This is a genomic window from Bacteroides sp. Marseille-P3684 (assembly GCF_900291465.1).
GTDB lineage: Bacteria > Bacteroidota > Bacteroidia > Bacteroidales > Bacteroidaceae > Phocaeicola_A.
The window spans coordinates 1656783-1679852 of record NZ_LT985808.1; the positions used below are offsets into that span (position 1 = coordinate 1656783).

Sequence of the window (23070 nt, forward strand, 5' to 3'; positions counted from 1 at the left end):
GAGCAGTAGAAAATCAGTGGGGATAACCATACAGCTTTGCGATTCTGAAGAGGAAGAATTTTTTGTCTACGACTCCATGCAGATTCGCCCTGAAAAGTTTGATTTTGGCGTTGAATGATTCGGCTGCCGCATTTGATGAGCGTTTGTTGTAGAAGTTCAGGATTTCGTCATAATGCTCATAGAATGTCGAGGCAATGACATTGAACTGCTTCATTCTTGAATCATCGACTTTGTTGTACCATTTGGCCATGCTCAACCGCGCTGCATCTTTGATGGTGTTCTTTGAGAATATCATTCTTAATGAGTGGGACAGACCATAAGCCATTTTGATGTCAGGATACTCCTCGAAGAGGATTTTAGCCCTTTCCTTTTGTCTTTCCGTCCATTTGTCTGCTGATTTGAACAGAAGGTAACGGCTTCTGATGAGCAATTCCGGACGCGTGTCTCCATTGGAAAAGCGGAACGGCACATAGGGCTTGCCGGTTTGTTTGCACTCTTCCATTTCTTCATTGCTTTGCTGCAAGGCGTCCCAACGGTGCGCCACACGGATTTCCTGCACGGCATCACAAGCCAGTTTCTGGATGTGGAAACGGTCAATCACTCTTTGAGCCTTCGGAAATGCGACAGAAACAATCTTGCGCATTGAATCGGAAAGGTCAAGGGTCACTTCCTCCACTTTCATGCGTTCTTCCTCGTCTATCAACTTCAGCACCTGTATCACGTCTTCCGATTTCGTGCCGGAAACGACCGCCACCAGACTTCCTTCACCTGTATGCCGGTCACGGTTGGTGACAAACGTATACAGCTCCCCATTGGACAGGGAAGACTCGTCTATGGCAAGATGCCGGCCTATGTTTTCGGGAAACAACAGCCATGAATCGGCATGGTCTAGCTGGTCCCAGTCGTGGAAGCCGCTTAGCGTTTCCTTGTACTGTTTCTCAAAGGTATGTGCATTTATGTGGTAGAATGTTTCAAGCGTACGGCAGGTCACAGGGGATGTCTCCATACGTTTCTTTTAAAAAAGCCCCGAACTCCTTGGAGTAACGGGTTCCTTTGCAGGCTATGTCAAGGCTGATTGGAAGGCTGAAACTCTTGCCTGTACGCAGGTCGGTCCACCTGCGACGGCGTATGACCAGTATGACCTTATGGTCGCGTATCGGGAAATCGGTTACATTCACAGCCTCCATGAAGCCTTTGGATGCAAAATTGGCATCTGATGACAATCCCGCATTCATTAACTCGTCGAGATAAATATGAATCTCTGTCCGACTCTGTTGCACACCTGCTATCTCAAAATGATCCAGTATTTCTGAAGGCAGCACGATACGCGCAAGCACTTCCAATTGATTCTTTTCCATAAGGCAAAGGTCGGAATTCCTCTGGATATTGGAAAACTAATCCCCACTGATTTTCTACTGCTCCGAAATCAATCTTGCGCGCTATTTGCAGGGACTGGAAAATAAAAAGAGGATGCGTCCGAATGACACATCCTCATCACGTCTGCACGGGAAGAGAGGCTCGAACTCCCGACACTCGGTTTTGGAGACCGATGCTCTACCAACTGAGCTATTCCCGTGTGGAGAAGGAAAAACAGTGATTATGTGTTGAGCTGTTAACGAGACTTGAACTCGTGACCTCTTCCTTACCAAGGAAGTGCTCTACCACTGAGCTATAACAGCAGGATGATGAGCGGAAAACGAGACTCGAACTCGCGACCCCAACCTTGGCAAGGTTGTGCTCTACCAACTGAGCTATTTCCGCAAATCGGGTGGGCGTTGAGGGATTCGAACCCCCGACCCTCTGCTTGTAAGGCAGATGCTCTGAACCAGCTGAGCTAAACGCCCTTTCGTCATGATGATTGCTCATCTCTTCGAAAGCGGTTGCAAAGGTACGACAAAATTCCACATTTGCAAGCATCATGTGAGGATTTTTTCAAAAGAATGTGCAAATAGTTCTTTAGGAAAGGGACGTAAGGGGGAGAGCCGGAGCATAAAGACAGGGCACTAAGAAGTGGATATCAGCCTGTTGCTTCTTGGTGCCCTGTCTGGCTTGGATGAGGTGTGGAAGAGTCTTTACCAGCGACGGTCGAGGTAGAGCTCAAAGGGAAAATCATCCCGGTAGCCTTTGAAGACGCGGTTGCCTACATAATAGTCATAGATGCGCCACTCACCTTGGTAAGTAAAATAAAGGTATAGGACGCCATTCACGATTTCCCAGTCAAAGGTGTCGCTGTAGCAGGGAGCACCGTCATATTGATAATAGGTACGTTCCCATCCGGTACCGGCGTTGTCATACCGTCCTGCCATAAACATGATTTCACTGTATAAAGGCTCGCCATACGCATCGCTGGAACCGAAATCACCGTACCATGTCTGACCGAATGCTCCTGCCAGACCGTATCCGATGTCTTCGTCGGTTTCGCAGGATGTCAGAGTCGTCAGGCTGATGACAGCCAGAATAGAAAGTAGGTAGAATTTGAGTTTTGTCATCATAGTGCTCTTTATGTTTGTTGGTGTACAGGGCAAAGGTAGGATAAAAAACTGTACCTAAACAAAAGAATTGTGTAGAAAAGCACTGAAATGACGTGAATTTCCTATCTTTGTCTAAAGATTTTAGATAAAAAGACTTGAAATGAGACGCACGTTATTGACACTTAGCATATTGATGATGGCTGTTTTAGGCGTGAGCGCACAGCCGAAACTTTCGTTCGATACAGAGAAGTATGATTTTGGAGCCATTATGTGGAAGCAGCCTGCTACGGCGAAATTTGTCATTACAAATACCGGAAACAAGCCGCTGGTCATCCATAAAGTGGAAACTTCCTGCGGATGTGTCGTCTCGTCGTGGACCAAGAAGCCCGTACGTCCGCACCGGACCGCTGTGGTGGAAGCCACGTTCGATGCACGCATGTTGGGGCACTTCCATAAATTCGTCCGTATCTATTCCAATGCCACGGCTAAACCTGTCAGCCTTTCCATGATTGGAATGGTCAGCTCGGAGATTGTGGATTATTCGCGCAATTACCCCATTCAGATAGGTAGCATTCATATTGACACCGACCACATCGAGTTTGAGGATGCCAATAAGGGCGACAATCCGGTGTTTGAGTTGAAGGTGGCAAACGGTTCGTCGAAGGATTACACGCCTGTACTGATGCACCTGCCTTCCTACATCGAGGCGGAGGCTGTTCCTGAAAAGCTGGCTCCGAGGGAAGGTGGTATCGTGCGGCTGACGTTCCACAGTGACAAGGCGCCTTTCCTTGGCATCAACCGAACTTCCGTCTATCTGTCGCGCTATCCGGGCGATACCGTCGGCGAAGACAACCAGCTCAGCCTGATTTCTGTCCTGCTGCCCGACTTCTCCGGACTGACGGCTGCACAGAAGGCTAATGCACCGGTCATCCGTCTGTCTCATGAAGAACTCGATCTGGGCACGATGGGAGACAAGAAGACACTGAAGGGAACGGTAACCATCTCCAACGAAGGACGTTCGACACTGATGCTCCAAGACCTCCAGGTGACCAACCCGGCACTGAACGTCAGCGTGAAGAAGCAGACGATCGAACCGGGCAAGTCGGTGAAGATGCGCATCACGGTCAACGCCAAATACCTGCGTAATCACCTGGAGCATACGCCGCGTGTGATGATGATTACCAACGACCCGCGTCATCCGAAGAGTGAAATCAAAATCAAAGTGAAGAAATAAAGCCGGTCCTCTTGCCGGCAACTGTCCCCGCTTCTTGCCGACTGAAATGTCGGACGTAGGCGGAACTAAAGTGCCTAACCTGTTAAAACGTTTATGCTTATGGAACATCCCGAGAATGACGAAGCCTACAAGGGCTTGACCGTGAACCAAGGTATCGAAAAGCCGTCCATCATCAATCCTTACCTGAAGAAGCGTACCCGTGTGCGTCGGCGGGAATTGACGGCTGCCGACTATGTGGAAGGCATCCTCAAAGGCGATGTGACCATATTGAGCCGTGCCGTGACACTCGTGGAAAGCACGCTCCCGGAACATCAGGTGCTGGCGCAGGAAGTCATCGAGAAGTGCCTGCCTTATTCGGGAAACTCCGTACGTGTGGGCATCAGTGGTGTGCCGGGAGCCGGCAAGAGTACCTCCATCGATGTCTTCGGACTGCATGTACTTGAACGGGGTGGAAAGTTGGCAGTGCTTGCCATCGACCCGAGCAGTGAACGCAGCAAGGGGAGCATCCTGGGGGACAAGACCCGCATGGAGAAACTCTCCGTACACCCGAATTCGTTCATCCGTCCCAGCCCGTCAGCCGGTTCATTGGGTGGTGTGGCACGCAAGACGCGCGAGACCATCATCCTTTGTGAAGCTGCCGGATACGACAAGATATTTGTGGAAACTGTCGGCGTGGGACAGAGCGAGACGGCCGTCCACTCGATGGTCGACTTCTTTCTGCTCATTCAGCTGGCAGGGACCGGAGACGAGCTGCAGGGCATCAAGCGTGGCATCATGGAGATGGCGGACGGTATCGTCATCAACAAGGCCGACGGTAACAACATCGAGAAGGCCAAGCTGGCAGCCACCCACTTCCGCAATGCACTCCATCTGTTCCCCGCTCCCGAAAGTGGCTGGACGCCTCAGGTGCTGACCTATTCGGGGTTCTACGGACTGGGCATCGCGGAAATCTGGAAGATGATCGACGACTACATCGCGTTTGTCAAGGAGAACGGCTACTTCGAGTACCGGCGCAACGAGCAGGCGAAATACTGGATGTATGAGACCATCAACGAGCATCTCCGCAACAGCTTCTACCAGAATCCGAAGATTGCCGACATGTTGCCCCGCAAGGAGCAGGCGGTGCTGACAGGCGGTCTGACGTCGTTCGTTGCCGCCAAGCAGCTGCTCGACGCCTATTTTGAAGAAATGAAATGAAACACAGAGTTTTGATACGCTGACGCCGTCAGAACATCACAGCGCCCTCTTGCCGAACGGTATGTCCATCGGCAGGAGGGCGCTGTCTTTCTGTATACAGGTGTATACCGGTGAACCACCTGTTGAGGCTTAACAACTCCTAAAAGAATACAAACTGTAAGCATTTCGGAAAAGCTGGTCGCATTTGGCTTTCCGCCGTCTTTTTTATCATTTTATAAATTCGTACCTTTGCGCCCTGAATTCAAATAGGTATTATGGGAACATTTAATTGTATTGGAGTTTTGACTTCCGGAGGTGATGCCCCGGGAATGAATGCGGCAATCAGGGCCGTGACCCGTGCGGCCATCTCGAAAGGTATTCGGGTAAAAGGTATTTTCAGAGGATACAAAGGACTGGTGACGAACGAGATTTCAGAATTGTATTCAGACAGTGTCAGCAACATCATCCAACGCGGTGGAACCATCCTGAAGACAGCACGTTGTGCCGAGTTCATGACTCCCGAGGGGCGTCAGGTGGCTTACGACAACATGGTGAAGGAGGGCATCGAGGCGTTGGTGGTTATCGGAGGAGACGGTTCACTGACGGGTGCACGCATCTTCGCACAGGAGTTCAACGTGCCTTGCATCGGATTGCCCGGCACCATCGACAACGACCTCTTTGGCACCGATACGACCATCGGCTATGATACGGCACTGAACACCATTGTCGAGGCGATTGACAAGATACGCGACACCGCCACTTCCCACGAACGTCTGTTCTTCATCGAGGTGATGGGACGGGATGCCGGATTCCTGGCATTGAACGGTGCCATTGCCGGAGGTGCCGAGGCGGCAATCATCCCTGAATATATCACGGAGGAAGACCAGTTGGAAGAGTTCATCAAACGTGGCTTCCGCAAATCAAAGAACAGCAGCATTGTGCTCGTTGCCGAGAGCAAGAGCAAGGGAGGTGCGCTTGACATCGTGGAGCGCATGAAGAAGGACTTCCCGGGATACGACGCACGTGTCTCCATCCTGGGACACTTGCAACGCGGAGGAAGTCCCACGGCACATGACCGCATCATTGCGAGCCGGATGGGTGCTGCTGCGGTAGATGCCCTGCTGGAGGACCAGCGTAACGTGATGATTGGCATCGTGCGTGATGAAATCGTCTACGTCCCCTTCACCCGCGCCATCAAGAACGACAAGCAGGTGAAGCCTGAACTGATCGACATGCTGCGTCAGCTGTGCATCTGAGTGCACCGGACACAAGACGCCCCAACTGAATCGGAAGAGGGTGTGTCGTAATTGCAATGAGCCCCAAAAGTCTTTTAGCGGACTTTTGGGGCTCATTGCATTTTTGATATACATTTCGAACATTTGCGTTTGACCGGGCAAACACAAGTCTTCAACCGGATAAACACAAGCGTTTGACCTGACAAACATAGTAGTTTGATAGACCAAAGTATAATACTTAGGCTGGCTAAGTATAATACTTAGGGGGTCTAAGTATAATACCTTTCCAGGACAGGTATGATACTTACATCTGTCAAACTAATTAGTTTGACAGGTCAAACACTTGTGTTTGGTGAGTCAAACGCATGTGTTTGGCAGAGCAAACTCTTAGGTTCCATCCGTCGGACAACTGTAAACACGTAACTTCTTCTCTCAACAGGCATTTGCCGGGTGGTTGGGAATTTTCGGGGGAACGGATGAGAGGATGACGAAATGTGCACGGAAGTTTGATAGTTCCGTCTGTTTTTTCTACTTTAGTAGCCTAAAACCCTATGATAAAGGACTTTATTGTAAAACCGCCCACGAGGTGCAAAATGCTGGGCAGGCTTTACTCTGCTGTCTTTTAGTTTCTTTATAATCATACGGAACTAATTGATATTGTAAAAATAACACCATGAAGAAAAGTATGACCTTTAAGACGAGATGCACTGTTCTGTTTGCGGCAGCCTTGACACTGGCTGGCTGTGCTACGACAGAGGTGAGTAAAGAAAATGTAGCAGATACCATCGGTACGGGCAATCCTTATCTGCCCCTGTGGGAACACCTTCCCGACGGGGAGCCGCGTGTGTTTGAAGACCCGGATAATCCCGGGAAGTTCCGCGCGTACATCATTGGTTCGCACGATTTGCGCTATACGGAATATTGCGGACCGGACATCCGCATGTGGTCGGCTCCGGTGGAAGACCTGACCGACTGGAGGGACGAAGGTCCTATCTTCACCTATCAGGTGGATGGGCAATGGGATGTGATGTTTGCTCCTGACCTGGTGGAAATCAAGAAGAAAGATGGAACGAAAGAGTATTATCTCTATCCTCACAGCCGTGGTGCCGGACGCGAGGCGATGGTCTGCAAGGGTAGCCGTCCCGACGGACCGTTTACGCCGGTCAATCTGACGGAGGATGGCAAGCAGACCGTGCCCGGCAGCATCTTCGGTTTTGACCCGTCCGTTTTTGTGGAAAACATCACAGACGCCAACGACCCGGACTATGCAACCGGATTCCGTGCCTATGGTTTCTGGGGTTTCCAACGTTCGTCGGCCGCACAGCTTGACCAGAATACCATGTATTCCGCCCGCCCCGGAACTGAGATTATCCCATATTTCATCCCGGCAAGTACGCCCGAAGGCGAAATCCGTGACCCGAAAGGAACGACTTATCCGGCTTTGTACAAGGAGCAGAACCCGAAGGACTTCAACTTCTTTGAGGCTTCGTCCATCCGTCAGGTGGGCAACAAGTATGTGATGATTTTCTCCGGTTATTCCGGTCCGGAGTATGGCTTGGGCAATACGAACTCCACCCTGCGCTATGCTTTTGGTGATACACCGTTGGGTCCGTGGAGAAGCGGAGGCGTCCTGGTGGATTCCCGCGGCGTGGTGCTCAATGAGGATGGCAGCCGTCTGCAGACCACCAATGCTGCGCATAACACACACGGAAGCTTGCAGGAAATCAATGGACAATGGTATGTGTTCTATCACCGTCCGCCACGGGGCTTCGGGTTCGCCCGTCAGGCAATGGTGGCTCCGGTGCTCATCGAGTGGGATGAGAAGCCGGTGGCAGAAGGCGGAAAGGTGACCATCCACGGATACGATCCGTATGCTGCCGACAGCATCTGGCAGGCAAAGGCTAGCAACGGGGATACGTACACCGGTGCCGAGGTGACTTCGGAAGGTTTCCAGATTTACGGTATGCCTCCTTATAAATATTACTCAGCCGGATACGCCTGCTACCTGTCGAACGGGCAGGCAATGCAGGATTCCTGGGATATCTGGGACAACAACATGCCTGTCGTGATGAAGAGTGGCGACATCGTCGGTTTCAAATACTTCGGTTTCGGAGGGCTGGCACAGGCACAGAAGGGTCTGAAACCGTTTGAAGGCGTGAAGGCTGGCAACGGGACTTCGTTCAACCTCTTCCTGAAACCGTCGACCGACGCTTCGTTCAAGGTGGCTGTCTGGTTGGATGGTCCGTGGGACAACGAGGTGTGGAAAGGCAAGAAGATTGCTGAGATTACCGTACCGGCTGGGACGGCTCATGAGGTGACGCGTTACACGGTCGACGTTGCCGATGCCGTGGACGGCTTGGACAAGAAGCATGCCATCTACCTGGTTGCTGAAGGCGATGCCGGTGCTGAGCTGTGTGCACTGCAGGGTGTGGGCTTCAGCAAGAAGGGCAGTGAGTTGAACTACCCGGCTGTGCCTTCCGTAGAAATCAAGGTGGACGGACAGAGCGTGGAACTCCCCACGATACCGGTGCGCTCGACCAACGAAAACGGTTATGTGGGCTACGACCAATATGCCGTTGAGTACACCCTTCCGGCCGACGGTACGGATGTTCCGAAGGTAGAGGCTTCCTCCAATGACTCGCGTGTGAAGGTGGAAGTCACTCAGCCCGATGCCAGAAACGGCAAGGCGGTAGTCAAGTTCGACTACAATGGCAAGGTGAAGACCTACACCGTGGTTCTCAAGTAAGACGAACAACGTATTAGTTGACAAGGAGACGAGTTGACGGGGACGCAAGGTTATGGCACTTGTTTACCCGTCGGCTCGTCTCCTTAATTTATTGGCTTCCTGGTTTTACTGGTTGCCTGCATCCGGGGCTGTCATCTCATTTACAGTGCCTCCGGTCTTTTCCTCAATGGCTTTCCGGCATGCCTCCATGAGCCATTTGGGGGTCGAGGTGGCTCCACAGATGCCGATGGTGTCGGCGTGTTCCACCAGGCTGAAGTCTATCTCTTCGGGGTCGTCCACGAGGAAGGAGTTGGGGTTTACCTTCTTGCACTCGTTGAACAGGATTTTGCCGTTGGAGCTTTTCTTTCCGCTGACGAAGAAGATGAGGTCGTGCTGCTTGGCGAAGTCGCGGATGTTCGGCATGCGGTTCGCCACTTGGCGGCAAATGGTGTCGGATGACTGGAAGGTGACGTCCGGTGCGATGTGCTGCCGGATGTATTCGGTGATCTGGTTGAACTCATCCAGCGACTTGGTTGTCTGGGAGTAGAGGCGGATGTCTTTGGTGAAGTCGAGCTTCTTTGCCTCTTCCAGCGATTCGATGACGATGGCTTTCCCTTCCGTCTGTCCCACTAGACCGAGCACCTCGGCATGTCCGTTCTTGCCGTAGATGACAATCTGCTTTTCTCGTTCGGCAGGTGCGGCATATTCCTTTTTGATGCGTTTCTGCAGTTGCAGCACGACGGGGCAGGTGGCGTCGATGATTTCGATGCCGTTCTTCCGTGCCGTCTCGTACGTTTCGGGCGGTTCGCCGTGGGCACGCAGCAGCACTTTCACGTTGTGCAGTTGGCGGAACTCGTCGTGGTTGATGGTGATGAGTCCCATCTGTTTCAGCCGTTCACACTCCCGTCCGTTGTGGACGATGTCGCCCAGGCAGTAGAGGGTTCCTCCCTTCTTCAGTTCCTCTTCGGCTTTCTTGATGGCGGTTGTCACGCCGAAGCAGAAGCCCGAGCCCTTGTCTATTTCGATTCGTTTCATCCTTTAGTCACTCGTTTGAATTGTTCCAGTAGCCATGCCTTCTGTTCCTCGATAGTCAGTAGGCTGTTGTCGAGCAGCAGGGCGTCGTCTGCCTTCCGCAGCGGGCTTACCTCGCGATGCTGGTCGATGTAGTCCCGTTCCTGTACATTCTTCAGGATGTCCTCGTAGCTTGCCGGCTGTCCCTTTGCCTTCAGTTCGTCATAGCGTCTTTGGGCACGTATCTCGGGCGATGCCGTGACGAAGATTTTCAGTTCCGCGTCCGGGAACACCGCCGTGCCGATGTCGCGTCCGTCCATGACGATTCCCTTTGCCTTTCCCATTTCCTGTTGCAGACGGACGAGCGCCCGGCGCACGAATCCCAATGCCGCAATCGGGCTGACGTGCGAGGACACCTCCATGCCGCGTATCTCCCTTTCGACATTCTCGCCGTTGAGACAGGTTTGGGGAAGGTGGGTCTCCGGGTCGAGGCGGAAGGAGATGTCAATGGCGGGCATATCCTTTTCCAAGGCTTCGGTGTCGATGCCTTCCGGAGTGAAATAGCCTTTCCGCAGACTGTAGAGGGTTACGGCGCGGTACATGGCGCCGCTGTCGATGTAGATGTAGCCGACGGCTCTTGCCAGGTCCTTTGCCATGGTGCTTTTGCCGCAAGAGGAGAAGCCGTCGATAGCGATGGTTATCTTTTTCATGTCTCGTTTTATTAGGGGATGTACGCCGGTGCATGGTCTCTCCTCCACCTTGTCAGGACGGACGGGACAGCTCCGGCGTCGGTTTAAAATCAAGGCTCCAAAGGTAGAGATAAAAAGTGAATAAGCCTTTCTTTATTTTCGGAGTTTAGGCAAAATGAAGTACTTTTGTCTTATGGAACTGAAGAAATCATCGCGAGCAGATTTGGAGCGAGGCAGGGGCTTCCGCTTCGCCATCGGGCTGGTGACAGTCCTGGCGGTTGTGGTCGTTGCCTTCCGTTGGAAGACGCCTTCTTCCCAGCCCGTCGTACTGCCTCCGGTGGAACTCCCGGCATTGCCGATGGAAGCCAGTCTGCCTCCGGTGGAGATGGAGAGACCTTTGGATGTTCCGGAAGAATCTCCTCAGCCCGAGCAGGTTGTGGCGACTGATTTTGACCATGTGGAGGCGGTGGCAGATGCGCCCGAGTCCGATGTGCGTCAGTTGATACAGGATGCCCTGCGTCCGGTGCCGCTGACCCGGGAAGAGAAGGAAGAAGAGCTGGCAGAGCTCCCGAAGGCCGAGGAAGAAGCCCCGGCAGTGGTCCAGCCCGACACGTTGCCCCATTTCCCGGGGGGAGATGCTGCCTGCATGCGATTCCTGTCCCGGCATGTGCGCTATCCTTCGACAGCCCTCAGCGGAAAGGTGCGTGGCTGTGTGCTGGTGCAGTTCATTGTGGGGGCCGACGGGAAACTGACGGATTTCCGGGTCCTGGAAGGTGTGTCGCCGGCACTGGATGCCGAAGCCTTGCGTGTGGTGAAGCTGATGCCTCCCTGGCAACCCGGTCGGAGGAACGGGAAGCCGGTGCGCTTTCTCTATGTCATCCCCGTTGATTTCCGCTTGCGCTGACGGTCTCGTTCCATGATGAGCCTGATGAAAGAATAACCCCAAAAACAGAAGATATGATGTTTACAACCAAAGAACTGTCGGACAAAGTGAACCGGTACATTGCCGACTGGCACTATTCCCGTCGCCCCGAGGGGCTTTATGCACCCATTCAATACGTACTCTCGTTGGGAGGGAAGCGCCTGCGTCCGGTGCTGATGCTGATGGCGTACAACCTTTACAGGGACGATGTGGATACCATCCTGCCCTCTGCCGTCGGTCTGGAGACATACCATAATTATACCTTGCTTCATGATGACCTGATGGACCGTGCCGACATGCGCCGCAACAAGCCGACGGTGCACAAGGTGTGGGACGACAACACCGCCATCCTGTCGGGCGACACCATGCTGGTGCTGGCCTATCAGCAACTGATACGGAACAACGATGCCCGGCTGAAGGAAGTGCTGGACCTCTTCAGCAAGACCGCCCTGGAGATTGGCGAGGGGCAGCAGTATGACATGGAGTTCGAGACACGCGACGATGTTACGGAAGACGAGTACATCGAGATGATCCGGCTGAAGACTTCCGTCCTGCTGGCGGCTGCCCTGAAGATGGGAGCACTCCTGGGAGGAGCGGAGGCGGAAGATGCCGACCGGCTGTATGACTATGGCATCCAGGTGGGACTGGCCTTCCAGCTGCAGGACGATTACCTGGATGTCTATGGCGACCCCGCAGTCTTCGGTAAGAAAATAGGCGGCGACATCCTCTGCAACAAGAAGACCTACATGCTCATCAATGCCCTGTTGCGGGCTGACGAGGCACAACGTGCCGAACTGCAGCACTGGATGGAGGCGACGGACTACAATCCGGAAGAGAAGGTACGCGCCGTGACGGCTCTCTATGATGCCATCGGCATTCGCGAACTTTGTGACCGCAAGATTGCCTCCTATTTTGAAGAGGCGTCACGCATCCTGACCTCCGTGCAGGTATCCGACGAGCGGAAGGAAGTATTGAAGGGTTATGTCGCCTCACTGATGCACCGTAACGTCTGATGATTCCGATGATAGTTGATACTCATACCCACCTTTTTGTCGAGGAGTTTGCCGACGACTTTGAGGCGACCGTGGAACGTGCCCGGGCGGCTGGAGTGGAAAAGCTGTTCATGCCGAACATTGACGGCACGACGATTGATGCCCTGCTGGAAGCCTGCCGGAAGTTTCCCGGTGTCTGTTACCCGATGCTGGGGCTGCATCCCACTTCGGTGACGGAAAGCTTCCGGGATGATTTGCGGACGATGGAGGGGTTGCTCAGGCAGCCCAATCCCTACATTGCCATCGGCGAGGTCGGGTTGGACCTCTATTGGGACACGACGTATCGTCGGGAGCAGATGGAAGCCTTCGACACGCAGATACGTTGGGCGTTGGAGTATGACCTTCCGCTGGTCATTCACAGCCGTAAGGCGTTTGCAGAGCTGATGGAGTGCCTGGAGCCATACCGCCATACCCCGTTGCGGGGCATCTTCCACAGTTTCACGGGAGATGACGGCGATGTGTCGGCATGGTTGTCGTTTGACAATTTCCTGCTGGGCATCAATGGGGTGGTGACTTTCAAGAAAGCTGTCCTGCCTGCGGTGCTGAAGTCACGCGTGCCGCTCGAAAGGTTGGTTGTGGAGACCGATTCTCCTTACCTGGCTCCTGTTCCCCATCGGGGCGGACGGAATGAAAGTGCCTATGTGAAAGATGTCTTACAGAAGGTGGCGGATATCTACGAAGTTCCGTTGGAAGAGGCTGCCCGTGTGACTACGGAAAATGCCCTTCGCATGTTTCGTATAGCCCGTTCGTGAAAAAAAACGGCGCGAGATGCTTGTAGTTTGAAACTTTCTTACTACTTTTGCATCCGTCTTTCGGAAGAGAGGCTGTTCAACCCAAGGAGAGGTGCTCGAGTGGTTGAAGAGGCACGCCTGGAAAGCGTGTATACGTCAAAAGCGTATCACGGGTTCGAATCCCGTTCTCTCCGCACAGCAAGTCTGAGTTTCCCGTCGCAAGGAGCTCAGACTTTTTTTGTAGACGGACGCTGCTGCAGTGTAGCCAATCGGTGCGGCAGATGCTTTTTAAAGCTATATTTATATATAGTTGTGATTTGCTTCTAATTGGTAATCAGACTGACGGGTCAGGTGCGGCAAGCACTTGGCCCGTCACGATGTATAGGGGGATGAGACTTGTACTGCATCCGGTAAAGTTATAAGAATGTTATGGGGGTGCATGGCTTGTTTAGGAAGAATATGTTAACTTAGCGGTGTTTAGTAGATAGTGTAATCCATAAAGAGTATAAGCATGAAAAGAACCGGACGTTTCCCTGGGCTGAAAGTGGGAGTACTTTCCGTCCTTCTGACAGCAGGCGCCACTGCACACGCACAGTTTCTCCGTACCTCTTATTTCATGGAGGGTTCGCATTACCGGATGCAGCTGAATCCGTCACTGACACCTTCGCGCGGTTTCTTCAATATCCCGGTTGTGGGGTCGCTGAATGCGCAGGTCGGCTCCAACTCCTTGGGTTATGAGGATATCAAGCGTATTCTGAAAGACGAAGAGGGTTTCTACAACAATCCCGAGTTTCTGAACAGTCTGGACGACAAGAACCGGCTGAACCTGAATGTTCATACGGATATCCTGTCTGCGGGCTGGTTTCGCGGACGCAACTTCTGGTCGTTCAATGTGGGGCTGCGTACGGATGTCGGAGTGGAGCTGACACGGTCGATGTTTACTTTTCTCAACGAGATGGACCAGATAGCTGATAACTGGCGGAACAGCCGTTATGACATCAGTGGTCAGCAGCTTGACATCAATGCGTATGCCGAGGTCGGGCTAGGCTATGCCCGTCAGCTGAACGAGCGGCTCTCTGTGGGTGGACGGGTCAAATTCCTGTTGGGCATCGGTAATCTGAACCTGAAGTTCAACCGGGTCAGCCTGGATGCCAGTCTGCCGAGCGATGCCCGCATTGCCGAATTGCAGCAGATGGGTTCACTGACTTCTGCCGATGTGGAAAGCCTGGTGAATGAGTTTGCCGATTATCATGCTGATTTGTCGCTGGATGCCCGTCTGGAATCCTCCTTCAAGGGCTTGAATCTGCTGGAGTCTCCGGAAGGCTATATCAATGATGCCGAGTTCGAAACGGGCGATTTGGGTATTGCGGGTTACGGATTGGGAGTCGACTTGGGTGCTTCCTACCGTCTGACGGATAACTTGACGCTGTCGGCTGCCGTGCTCGATCTGGGATTCATCAGTTGGTCCAAAGGCTCTACGCAGGTAGCCACCACGGGAGGCTCTGACATACACATGCATGGAGCAGACTACCTGAAAGGGATTGATGTGAATGACCCTGCTGGAAGTGTGGACGCAATCCGCAACAATGTCAACCGTTTGCTGACGGATGCGGAAAATTACATGAATCGTGTCAGTGGGGGAGAGATGCTGGCCTATGACTTGCTGGAGTTGCGAAGTGAACCTGTCACCGATTCCCGTCGTTCCCGTCTGTTGTCGACGTTGGTGTTGGGCGCGGAATACGGGTTCTTCCACAATACCTTGTCTGTCGGTTTGCTGTCGACCACCCGTTTTGTGCAACCTGATGCGCTGACGGAGCTGACCCTTTCCGCCAACTACCGTCCGAAGGAGTGGCTGAATGCCACGGTCAGCTATTCGGCCATCCAGTCTTTGGGGAAATCATTCGGAGTGGGGCTGAAGCTGGGCCCCGTATTTGTAGGGACCGATTATATGTTTCTGGGTAAGAACTCGAACAGCGTGAACGCTTTCGTCGGCATCTCGGTGCCGTTGGGTAAGAGGCGTGCGACTTGTTGCGCGGACTGATAAAGATGGACTGGAACAGTCCGTTGAGAATAAAATGAAAAAGGCTATTCCGTTGTGTTTGCGGAATAGCCTTTGTTAAAAGGGACTTTGTTTTAATAGTATTAAAAAGAAATAGGTAAAAAGGTTGGATAATATATAATGAAATAAGAATTATCAATAAAAAAAGTCTGAAGTACATAAGGCCTCAGACTTTTCAATTCCCTCAGTGTTGAATAAATTATTCAGCAACCGTAGCAGTAGAGTCAGCAACAGCAGCGGTAGAATCTGCAACGGCAGCAGTTGAATCAACAGCAGCGTTTTCTACAGTTTCAGTTGCTACAGTGTCAGCAGCTACTTCTTCTGTTGTGTTGGCAGCTTTGTTTCCGCAAGAAGCGAAAGAGATAGCTGCGAAAGCTACGAATACAAATACCAATTTTTTCATTTTCTTTGCTTTTTAAATCTGTAAAACAATCAATTGCTTTTCTAAAACGTTGCAAAGATAGGGGCTTTTCATATAGGTTGTATCATTTGTGAGCACTTTTTTTTGAGGAAAATGTGATTTTTTTATAAGGGACTGACAATCAATAGGGATAATTCCCCTGACTTCTTGTCCGGAAGACGAAATAGAACAACTCCGGACTGACTCGTTCCGTCGACTTCGGAAGATGTGCGCCGGTCATGGACCTTACCTTATAAGGTAACTATGATTATCCGGAAGAAATACGTAACTTTGCCGCCCTAATAACAAGAAGGTTATGATTGATACAACTGTTTTTCTCGATAAGAAGGCAGTCTATTACACGTTAGGCTGCAAACTCAATTTCTCTGAAACTTCCACGATAGCCAAAATGTTGAAAGAGGCGGGCGTCCGTACCGTGCGAAAGGGCGAAAAGGCAGACATCTGTGTGGTGAACACCTGCTCTGTGACGGAGACCGCCGATAAGAAATGCCGCCAGGCCATCCATAAGCTGGTCAAGGAACATCCGGGCGCTTTTGTCATCGTCACGGGATGTTATGCCCAGTTGAAACCGGGACAGGTGGCGGACATCGAAGGGGTGGACCTGGTGCTGGGGGCAGAGCAGAAGGGACATCTGTTTGACTACCTGGGAACGTTGGAGAAGAAGGAGAAGGGGGTGGCACACGCTTCCGCAACGACGGACATCCGTACCTTTTCGCCTTCCTGCTCCCGGGGCGACCGGACCCGCTACTTTCTGAAGGTGCAGGACGGATGCGACTATTTCTGTTCCTACTGCACCATTCCGTTTGCACGCGGACGGAGCCGTAACGGGAGCATTGATGAGTTGGTGGAACAGGCACGCAAGGTGGCGGCTGACGGCGGCAAGGAAATCGTACTTACCGGTGTGAACATCGGTGACTTCGGTAAGACCACCGGTGAAACCTTCTTTGACCTCGTCAAGGCGTTGGACCGGGTGGAAGGCATCGAGCGTTATCGCATCTCGTCCATTGAGCCGAACCTGCTGACGGATGAAATCATCGAATACGTAGCCCGTTCCCGTGCTTTCATGCCCCATTTCCACATTCCGTTGCAGTCCGGTTCCGATGAGGTGCTGAAACTGATGCGCCGCCGCTATGATACCTCCCTGTTTGCCGCCAAGATAGCCAAAATCCGTTCGGTCATTCCGGATGCCTTCATCGGGGTGGATGTCATTGTCGGTACACGTGGGGAGACTCCGGAATTTTTTGAGGATGCCTATCGCTTCATTGACAGCCTGGATGTGACCCAGCTCCATGTGTTCAGCTACTCCGAGCGTCCCGGTACGCAGGCGTTGAAAATAGATTATGTGGTGACTCCCGAAGAGAAGCATGCACGCAGTCAACGTCTGCTGGCACTTTCCGATGAGAAGACCCGGGCATTTTATGCACGTCACCGGGGACAGGAGGCAGTGGTGCTCTTGGAAAAGCCGAAGCCGGGGATGCCCATGCATGGCTTTACCGCCAACTACATCCGTGTGGAGACAGAGGCACACCCGGACTGGGACAACCGGCTTGTGCGGGTTCAGTTGGGCGATTTCAATGAAGATGGTACTGCATTAAAAGCTTCGATTCAAGATGCGTAGTAAATTGGCTGTTGTGATATTGAACTGGAATGGAAAGGAGATGATGCGTCGTTTCCTTCCTTCCGTCGTGCGCTATTCCCGTCTGGAAGGTGTCGAAGTGATTGTTGCAGACAATCATTCGACGGACGGGTCGGTGGAAATGTTGCGCGAGGAGTTCCCTTCCGTCGGTCTGGTGCTGCTGGACCGGAATTATGGTTTTGCGGACGGCTATAACCGTGCCTTGCGCGAGTTGGACGCCGAGTATTACCTCTTGCTTAATTCCGATGTGGAAGTCACTTCCCGCTGGCTGGACCCCTTGTTGGCTTACATGGATACCCATCTCGAAATGGCAGCTTGTCAACCGAAGCTCCTGAGCTATCATGCCAAAGAGCAGGGACGGGAAATGTTTGAGTATGCCGGTGCCTGCGGAGGTTTCCTGGACCGTTACGGATATCCCTTCTGCAGGGGGCGCGTCATGTCCGTGGTGGAAGAGGACCGCGGACAATATGACACCGTCGGTTCCCTCTTCTGGGCGACGGGAGCTGCACTGATGGTGCGTGCCGCTGACTATTGGAAGGTCGGAGGGCTTGACGGACGCTTCTTCGCACACATGGAAGAGATTGATTTCTGCTGGCGTTTGCGTAGTCGCGGACGGGGCATTGCCTGTGTGCCTGAGAGCCGGGTCTACCATGTGGGAGGCGCCACCCTGAACAAGGAGAATCCCCGGAAGACCTATCTGAACTTCCGCAACAACCTGCTGATGCTCTACAAGAACCTTTCCGAGGAGGAATTGGGTCCGGTGATGCGTGTCCGCAGGTGGCTGGATTACCTGGCAGCCTTTACTTTCCTTTTGAAAGGGGAGCGGGGCAGTGCGCAGGCTGTGTTCCGGGCAAGACGTGACTTCAAGCAGATGCTTCCCGATTTTGAGGCTTCGCGGAAGGAGAACCGACAGGCTGCCTTGTTGGCTACTGTCCCGGAACGCATTTCGGGCAGTCTTCTTTGGGCTTTTTATGTCCGTCGGAAGAATACATTTACAAAAGTAATGAGACAAACGAAAAGAAAATGAAGAAATTGGTTGTTTTTGATTTGGATGGGACGTTGCTGAATACCATTGCCGATCTGGCAGCGAGCACCAACCATGCGTTGGAGGCTTTCGGCTTTCCGACCCATCCCGTGGAGGCGTATAACTATTTTGTAGGTAACGGCATCTTTAAACTGTTCGAACGTGCCCTTCCGGAAAATGCACGTACACCGGAAAACATAGAGCGCATCCGTTCCGTGTTTGTACCTTATTATAATGAACACAATACCGACCTGAGTCGTCCCTATCCGGGCATCCCCGAGCTGTTGCAGGCTTTACACCGACGTGGGGTGCAGCTGGCTGTGGCATCCAATAAGTACCAGGCAGCGACGGAGAAACTTGTGGCTTACTATTTCCCGGAGATTCCTTTCGTTTCCGTCCTGGGACAGCGGGAAGGAGTACCGACGAAGCCGGATGCCGGAATCGTGAACCAAAGTCGGGAGGCGGCTCAGGCGACTTCCGCTGAAACACTCTATGTGGGCGATTCCAACGTGGACATGCAGACGGCACTCAACGCCGGGGTCGATGCTGTCGGCGTCACCTGGGGCTTCCGTCCGGTGGAAGAACTGCAGGCATACCGTCCGCGTTACATCGCCCGTCGTGCCGCCGATATCCTGGACTTCCTAGATTGAATGCTCTGAAGTGTGGCGGTAGAAATACTGCCCCTTCTTACGGGTCTGATTCCCATACTCAATGGCATGTTGGGGACAACGGTGGTAGCATCGCAGGCAGCCGATGCACCGTCCCTGCCATTGGGGATGCCCTTCGCTCATTCGGATGTTCTCTACCGGACATAACTTCTGGCACAGGGAGCATCCGTTGCATGCCTCGTTGCTGTGAAACGGACGGTCGCTGACGAGAAATCTGTTGAACAGCGGACGCAGCACGTAGCTTTTCAGGCGCGGCATTTTCCCGGGGTTTACCTCGAAGAGATTTTCTGTTTTTGCCTGTAGGATGCGACAGACTTCCGGCAGCCTCTTGCGTGTGGCGTCCACTTTGGCTTGCGCCATTTCCGGACTGTCAACATCGAAGCCCGGCAGACACACATACGTGTTCGGCATGGCCAGTGAGAATCCGCAGGAGAGCTTCCACCCTTTCGCTTTTAATGCCCGACGGAAGAGGGCAGTGGTGCACCCTGTGTCGTCGCCACACGTGCAGACCATGTAGCAATAGGCTCTTTCCCCTCCTTCAATTTCCAGTCTTTTAATCACTTTTAGAACCAGGGACGGCGGTCCCCAGGCATAAATCGGGAACACGAATCCCAGTCTTTCATCCTTGTCCAGTGTGTACTTCCATTCCTGCTTGAGTCCTGCCTTGCTGACGTCAATCAGGCGTTCCCCTGTCTGTCGGGCGAGATAATCTGCCACATACTTTGAATTTCCGGTGCTGGAGAAATAAAATATCATAAGTTTGTTAGGATTAGATCGTGCTGCAAAAATAGAGATTTCATACAGATTCGCAAGTTTCTTCCGTTCCTCCCGGCTTTAGAAAGACAGACGGACGACTTGTCATTCTGAAAGCCATTTGGAGTATTTACTGGACGGAAATGTTATAATTCCCCTTTCTCGCTAACTCGTCCTTTTCGAATATCCGATAATCTGGAGACGAAACGTGAATGATTGCAAACGAAACGCCGGGAAAAAGTCCTTCATTTTAGAAAACTATACATTTCATTTTCGAAAAACAGACAAAACGTGCCCGGAACAATATTGTTTCGCGCGCCAAACAATATAGTTTGCCGCCTCAAACAATATAGTTTCACCTGCCAAACACAATTGTTTCGCGCCCGGAAGTCAAATCTTTGGAAAATGAAAGTAAAAAGAAGTGAGTTTCACTCTCTAGAAGAAGGGTGCTGTCAACAAATCGGAAGGTAATAAAAAGGGCCCCATTAGGAACCGAAAACAGAAAAAGGACACCCGTCCGTTCCCAACACCCCCCGGAATGTTGTTCCAACACCCCTGTCTGCATCAATCTGTATTTTGCAAATCGCCCGAGAAGGCCCTCCGAATCCACCAAATCGTATTTTGGTGCGAGGAAGGACATTGTAGACCCCTTCGTTTGACATTTTGTCAAGACGTAATTCAATAAACGTCCACCACACGAAATGTAGGGGCGACCGGTCTGGTCGCCCGGTCCAACAACGATTGGTCCAATAACGGATGGTCCCATAACGGTTGGTTCACCAATGTATATTCCACAAACATCCGGTCCATCACCACCCCATTATCACCATCCAATTGCAACAATTTATATTGTCCCCCATAATAACGTGGCAATAATGATTGGACCGGGCGACCAGACCGGTCGCCCCTACATTATTATATAGGTTTTCCATACCCGTCAATTCTGTAATTCCCTTTTAAAATGTAAACAAACGCAAACAAACATCCTGCTCTCTCCATCCCAATCCACCATTCCCCGCCCGTTTTCCCGTCACATCCCCGTAACAATCCCCGAAAAACATGTTGTAAAACATATCTGTTAATGAAACCCTTAGGAGAAAGGCTCAAAAAATATTCAAAAAAAGTGCGTAGAATGTTTGGAGGGAATATGCAAAAGCTCTACCTTTGCATCCGCTTTCGATAAGGAAAGCCGCTGCAAAGCGTTAGATACTTGAAAAGAATGCAACAAACAGACAAGTAGTACAAGAGCTCTGCTGATGATTGGTTATCAGCGGAATGGGTATGAAAGGTCAACGTCAAAACCTGGACAATAAGTCAAAAGGAAATCGGAATCCGGGCAAAAGAGATTAAAGAAATTCATTACAATGAAGAGTTTGATCCTGGCTCAGGATGAACGCTAGCTACAGGCTTAACACATGCAAGTCGCGGGGCAGCATAGGGTTTCAGCAATGAAATTCGGATGGCGACCGGCGCACGGGTGAGTAACACGTATCCAACCTGCCCTTTACTCGGGGATAGCCTTGCGAAAGTAAGATTAATACCCGATGGTGTTGGATTCCCGCATGGGGATTCAATTAAAGGTGCGAACCGGTAAAGGATGGGGATGCGTTCCATTAGGCAGTAGGCGGGGTAACGGCCCACCTAACCGACGATGGATAGGGGTTCTGAGAGGAAGGTCCCCCACATTGGAACTGAGACACGGTCCAAACTCCTACGGGAGGCAGCAGTGAGGAATATTGGTCAATGGGCGCGAGCCTGAACCAGCCAAGTAGCGTGAAGGATGACTGCCCTATGGGTTGTAAACTTCTTTTATAAGGGAATAAAGTCGCTTACGTGTAGGTGTTTGTATGTACCTTATGAATAAGCATCGGCTAACTCCGTGCCAGCAGCCGCGGTAATACGGAGGATGCGAGCGTTATCCGGATTTATTGGGTTTAAAGGGAGCGTAGATGGGCTTTTAAGTCAGTTGTGAAATTCTGCGGCTCAACCGTAGGACTGCAGTTGAAACTGGGAGCCTTGAGTGCAGTTGAGGTGCATGGAATTCGTGGTGTAGCGGTGAAATGCTTAGATATCACGAAGAACTCCGATTGCGAAGGCAGTGCACCAAGCTGTAACTGACATTGATGCTCGAAAGTGTGGGTATCAAACAGGATTAGATACCCTGGTAGTCCACACGGTAAACGATGAATACTCGCTGTTGGCGATACAATGTCAGCGGCCAAGCGAAAGCATTAAGTATTCCACCTGGGGAGTACGCCGGCAACGGTGAAACTCAAAGGAATTGACGGGGGCCCGCACAAGCGGAGGAACATGTGGTTTAATTCGATGATACGCGAGGAACCTTACCCGGGCTTGAACTGCAACCGAATGTCGCGGAAACGCGACAGCTAGCAATAGCGGTTGTGGAGGTGCTGCATGGTTGTCGTCAGCTCGTGCCGTGAGGTGTCGGCTTAAGTGCCATAACGAGCGCAACCCTTGCCGGCAGTTGCCATCAGGTAATGCTGGGGACTCTGCCGGGACTGCCATCGTAAGATGCGAGGAAGGTGGGGATGACGTCAAATCAGCACGGCCCTTACGTCCGGGGCTACACACGTGTTACAATGGGGGGTACAGAAGGCCGCTACCTGGCGACAGGATGCCAATCCCGAAAACCCCTCCCAGTTCGGACTGGAGCCTGCAACCCGGCTCCACGAAGCTGGATTCGCTAGTAATCGCGCATCAGCCATGGCGCGGTGAATACGTTCCCGGGCCTTGTACACACCGCCCGTCAAGCCATGGGAGCCGGGGGTACCTGAAGTACGTAACCGCGAGGGTCGTCCTAGGGTAAAACCGGTGACTGGGGCTAAGTCGTAACAAGGTAGCCGTACCGGAAGGTGCGGCTGGAACACCTCCTTTCTGGAGCTTTGAGATTCCGATAGGATGTAGGCTTTTCTATCCGGTCTTGTACTGCTGATGTTTGTTTGTAAAGATATGAAGGAGAACCAGAGAAGCCGGGCACTGTCCGGGCAGATTGAGGTTAGACTGACAGTCCTATAGCTCAGTTGGTTAGAGCGCTACACTGATAATGTAGAGGTCGGCAGTTCAACTCTGCCTGGGACTACTTCGAAAAAAAAAGTCCGGGCATCCGCTTGCGGAACGTACAGAAAAGCGTACCTTTGCCGCCCGGAAAACGAAGGGGGATTAGCTCAGCTGGCTAGAGCACCTGCTTTGCAAGCAGGGGGTCAACGGTTCGAATCCGTTATTCTCCACAGTCCAGAATTGTC

The 23070-nt window shown here is 52.1% G+C and carries 18 protein-coding genes, 7 tRNA genes and 1 rRNA gene; 15 read left to right on the plus strand and 11 right to left on the minus strand.

All coding sequences use genetic code 11. The features are described 5' to 3' along the window. Positions 1 to 13: 13 nt before the first annotated feature. The 7 genes from C8275_RS06365 to C8275_RS06395 all read right to left on the minus strand — a co-directional run bounded on the left by C8275_RS06365 (position 14) and on the right by C8275_RS06395 (position 2492). Positions 14 to 1006 (minus strand): transposase, encoded by a 993-nt coding sequence (locus tag C8275_RS06365; RefSeq protein WP_199881879.1) that lies wholly within the window; start codon positions 1004 to 1006, stop codon positions 14 to 16. Then, the gene (locus C8275_RS06370) at positions 972 to 1358 is read right to left on the minus strand and encodes a hypothetical protein (RefSeq protein WP_106484096.1); all 387 of its coding nucleotides are present in this window, start codon (positions 1356 to 1358) and stop codon (positions 972 to 974) included. The genes C8275_RS06365 and C8275_RS06370 overlap by 35 nt, the downstream gene beginning before the upstream one ends. Before the next feature lie 145 nt (positions 1359 to 1503). Beyond that, a tRNA-Trp gene (locus C8275_RS06375) sits at positions 1504 to 1576 on the minus strand. Between the two features lie 31 nt (positions 1577 to 1607). Continuing rightward, positions 1608 to 1679 (minus strand) — tRNA-Thr (locus C8275_RS06380). Between the two features lie 9 nt (positions 1680 to 1688). Beyond that, positions 1689 to 1761: transfer RNA gene (locus C8275_RS06385), tRNA-Gly, on the minus strand. A gap of 8 nt (positions 1762 to 1769) precedes the next feature. After that, positions 1770 to 1844: transfer RNA gene (locus C8275_RS06390), tRNA-Val, on the minus strand. 228 nt (positions 1845 to 2072) lie between these two features. Beyond that, positions 2073 to 2492: a hypothetical protein gene (locus C8275_RS06395; RefSeq protein ID WP_106484529.1), complete on the minus strand. Its 420-nt coding sequence runs from the start codon at positions 2490 to 2492 to the stop codon at positions 2073 to 2075. A 139-nt stretch (positions 2493 to 2631) separates the two neighbouring features. On the opposite strand from C8275_RS06395, the gene C8275_RS06400 reads away from it, so the two are divergent. The 4 genes from C8275_RS06400 (at position 2632) to C8275_RS06415 (ending at position 8862) form a co-directional block, all read left to right on the plus strand. Continuing rightward, positions 2632 to 3705, plus strand: a complete 1074-nt coding sequence (locus C8275_RS06400) for a DUF1573 domain-containing protein (RefSeq protein WP_022383944.1) — start codon at positions 2632 to 2634, stop codon at positions 3703 to 3705. Positions 3706 to 3804: 99 nt separating this feature from the next. Continuing rightward, entirely contained in the window at positions 3805 to 4902 is a 1098-nt protein-coding gene (meaB, locus tag C8275_RS06405; RefSeq protein WP_106484530.1) for a methylmalonyl Co-A mutase-associated GTPase MeaB, read from the plus strand. A gap of 254 nt (positions 4903 to 5156) precedes the next feature. Next, positions 5157 to 6137 carry a 6-phosphofructokinase gene (pfkA, locus tag C8275_RS06410; protein ID WP_106484531.1) on the plus strand — a complete coding sequence of 327 codons (981 nt, stop codon included), beginning with the start codon at positions 5157 to 5159 and terminating at the stop codon, positions 6135 to 6137. Positions 6138 to 6789: 652 nt separating this feature from the next. Then, positions 6790 to 8862: a hypothetical protein gene (locus C8275_RS06415; RefSeq protein WP_106484532.1), complete on the plus strand. Its 2073-nt coding sequence runs from the start codon at positions 6790 to 6792 to the stop codon at positions 8860 to 8862. Positions 8863 to 8967: 105 nt separating this feature from the next. On the opposite strand, the gene C8275_RS06420 is transcribed toward C8275_RS06415, so the two are convergent. After that, the gene (locus C8275_RS06420; protein ID WP_106484533.1) at positions 8968 to 9876 is read right to left on the minus strand and encodes a 4-hydroxy-3-methylbut-2-enyl diphosphate reductase; all 909 of its coding nucleotides are present in this window, start codon (positions 9874 to 9876) and stop codon (positions 8968 to 8970) included. Continuing rightward, positions 9873 to 10562, minus strand: coding sequence for a (d)CMP kinase (gene cmk / locus C8275_RS06425; RefSeq protein WP_106484534.1), 690 nt, complete (start codon positions 10560 to 10562; stop codon positions 9873 to 9875). The genes C8275_RS06420 and cmk overlap by 4 nt, the downstream gene beginning before the upstream one ends. Before the next feature lie 172 nt (positions 10563 to 10734). Between cmk and C8275_RS06430 the strand changes: the two genes are divergently transcribed. From C8275_RS06430 to C8275_RS06450, 5 genes are all read left to right on the plus strand, one after another. Next, on the plus strand, positions 10735 to 11445 hold the full coding sequence (locus C8275_RS06430; protein ID WP_157948195.1) for an energy transducer TonB: 711 nt from the start codon (positions 10735 to 10737) through the stop codon (positions 11443 to 11445). Between the two features lie 56 nt (positions 11446 to 11501). Continuing rightward, positions 11502 to 12476 carry a polyprenyl synthetase family protein gene (locus tag C8275_RS06435; RefSeq protein ID WP_106625753.1) on the plus strand — a complete coding sequence of 325 codons (975 nt, stop codon included), beginning with the start codon at positions 11502 to 11504 and terminating at the stop codon, positions 12474 to 12476. Positions 12477 to 12484: 8 nt separating this feature from the next. After that, positions 12485 to 13267: a TatD family hydrolase gene (locus C8275_RS06440; RefSeq protein WP_106625754.1), complete on the plus strand. Its 783-nt coding sequence runs from the start codon at positions 12485 to 12487 to the stop codon at positions 13265 to 13267. Between the two features lie 85 nt (positions 13268 to 13352). Continuing rightward, a tRNA-Ser gene (locus tag C8275_RS06445) sits at positions 13353 to 13440 on the plus strand. Positions 13441 to 13757: 317 nt separating this feature from the next. Then, the gene (locus C8275_RS06450; RefSeq protein WP_106484536.1) at positions 13758 to 15287 is read left to right on the plus strand and encodes a DUF5723 family protein; all 1530 of its coding nucleotides are present in this window, start codon (positions 13758 to 13760) and stop codon (positions 15285 to 15287) included. A gap of 217 nt (positions 15288 to 15504) precedes the next feature. Here C8275_RS06450 and C8275_RS06455 read toward each other — a convergent pair whose 3' ends face one another. Further along, entirely contained in the window at positions 15505 to 15708 is a 204-nt protein-coding gene (locus C8275_RS06455; RefSeq protein ID WP_106484537.1) for a hypothetical protein, read from the minus strand. 313 nt (positions 15709 to 16021) lie between these two features. On the opposite strand from C8275_RS06455, the gene mtaB reads away from it, so the two are divergent. From mtaB to C8275_RS06470, 3 genes are read left to right on the plus strand one after another with little or no spacing between them, the layout of a single operon-like run. Beyond that, a complete protein-coding gene (gene mtaB, locus C8275_RS06460) occupies positions 16022 to 17344 on the plus strand; it encodes a tRNA (N(6)-L-threonylcarbamoyladenosine(37)-C(2))-methylthiotransferase MtaB (protein WP_106484538.1) in 1323 nt (440 codons plus the stop codon). Next, entirely contained in the window at positions 17337 to 18389 is a 1053-nt protein-coding gene (locus C8275_RS06465) for a glycosyltransferase family 2 protein (RefSeq protein ID WP_106484539.1), read from the plus strand. Before mtaB ends, C8275_RS06465 begins: the two co-directional genes overlap by 8 nt. Continuing rightward, complete coding sequence (locus tag C8275_RS06470; protein ID WP_022383932.1) at positions 18386 to 19036, plus strand: HAD family hydrolase; 651 nt, start codon at positions 18386 to 18388, stop codon at positions 19034 to 19036. Before C8275_RS06465 ends, C8275_RS06470 begins: the two co-directional genes overlap by 4 nt. Here C8275_RS06470 and C8275_RS06475 read toward each other — a convergent pair. Next, positions 19028 to 19810, minus strand: coding sequence for an EFR1 family ferrodoxin (locus C8275_RS06475; protein WP_106484540.1), 783 nt, complete (start codon positions 19808 to 19810; stop codon positions 19028 to 19030). The genes C8275_RS06470 and C8275_RS06475 overlap by 9 nt on opposite strands. Positions 19811 to 21168: 1358 nt before the next feature. On the opposite strand from C8275_RS06475, the gene C8275_RS06485 reads away from it, so the two are divergent. The 3 genes from C8275_RS06485 to C8275_RS06495 all read left to right on the plus strand — a co-directional run bounded on the left by C8275_RS06485 (position 21169) and on the right by C8275_RS06495 (position 23055). Continuing rightward, positions 21169 to 22702, plus strand: a 16S ribosomal RNA gene (locus C8275_RS06485). Between the two features lie 131 nt (positions 22703 to 22833). Further along, positions 22834 to 22907, plus strand: a tRNA-Ile gene (locus C8275_RS06490). Between the two features lie 74 nt (positions 22908 to 22981). Next, positions 22982 to 23055, plus strand: a tRNA-Ala gene (locus C8275_RS06495). Positions 23056 to 23070 lie beyond the last annotated feature (15 nt).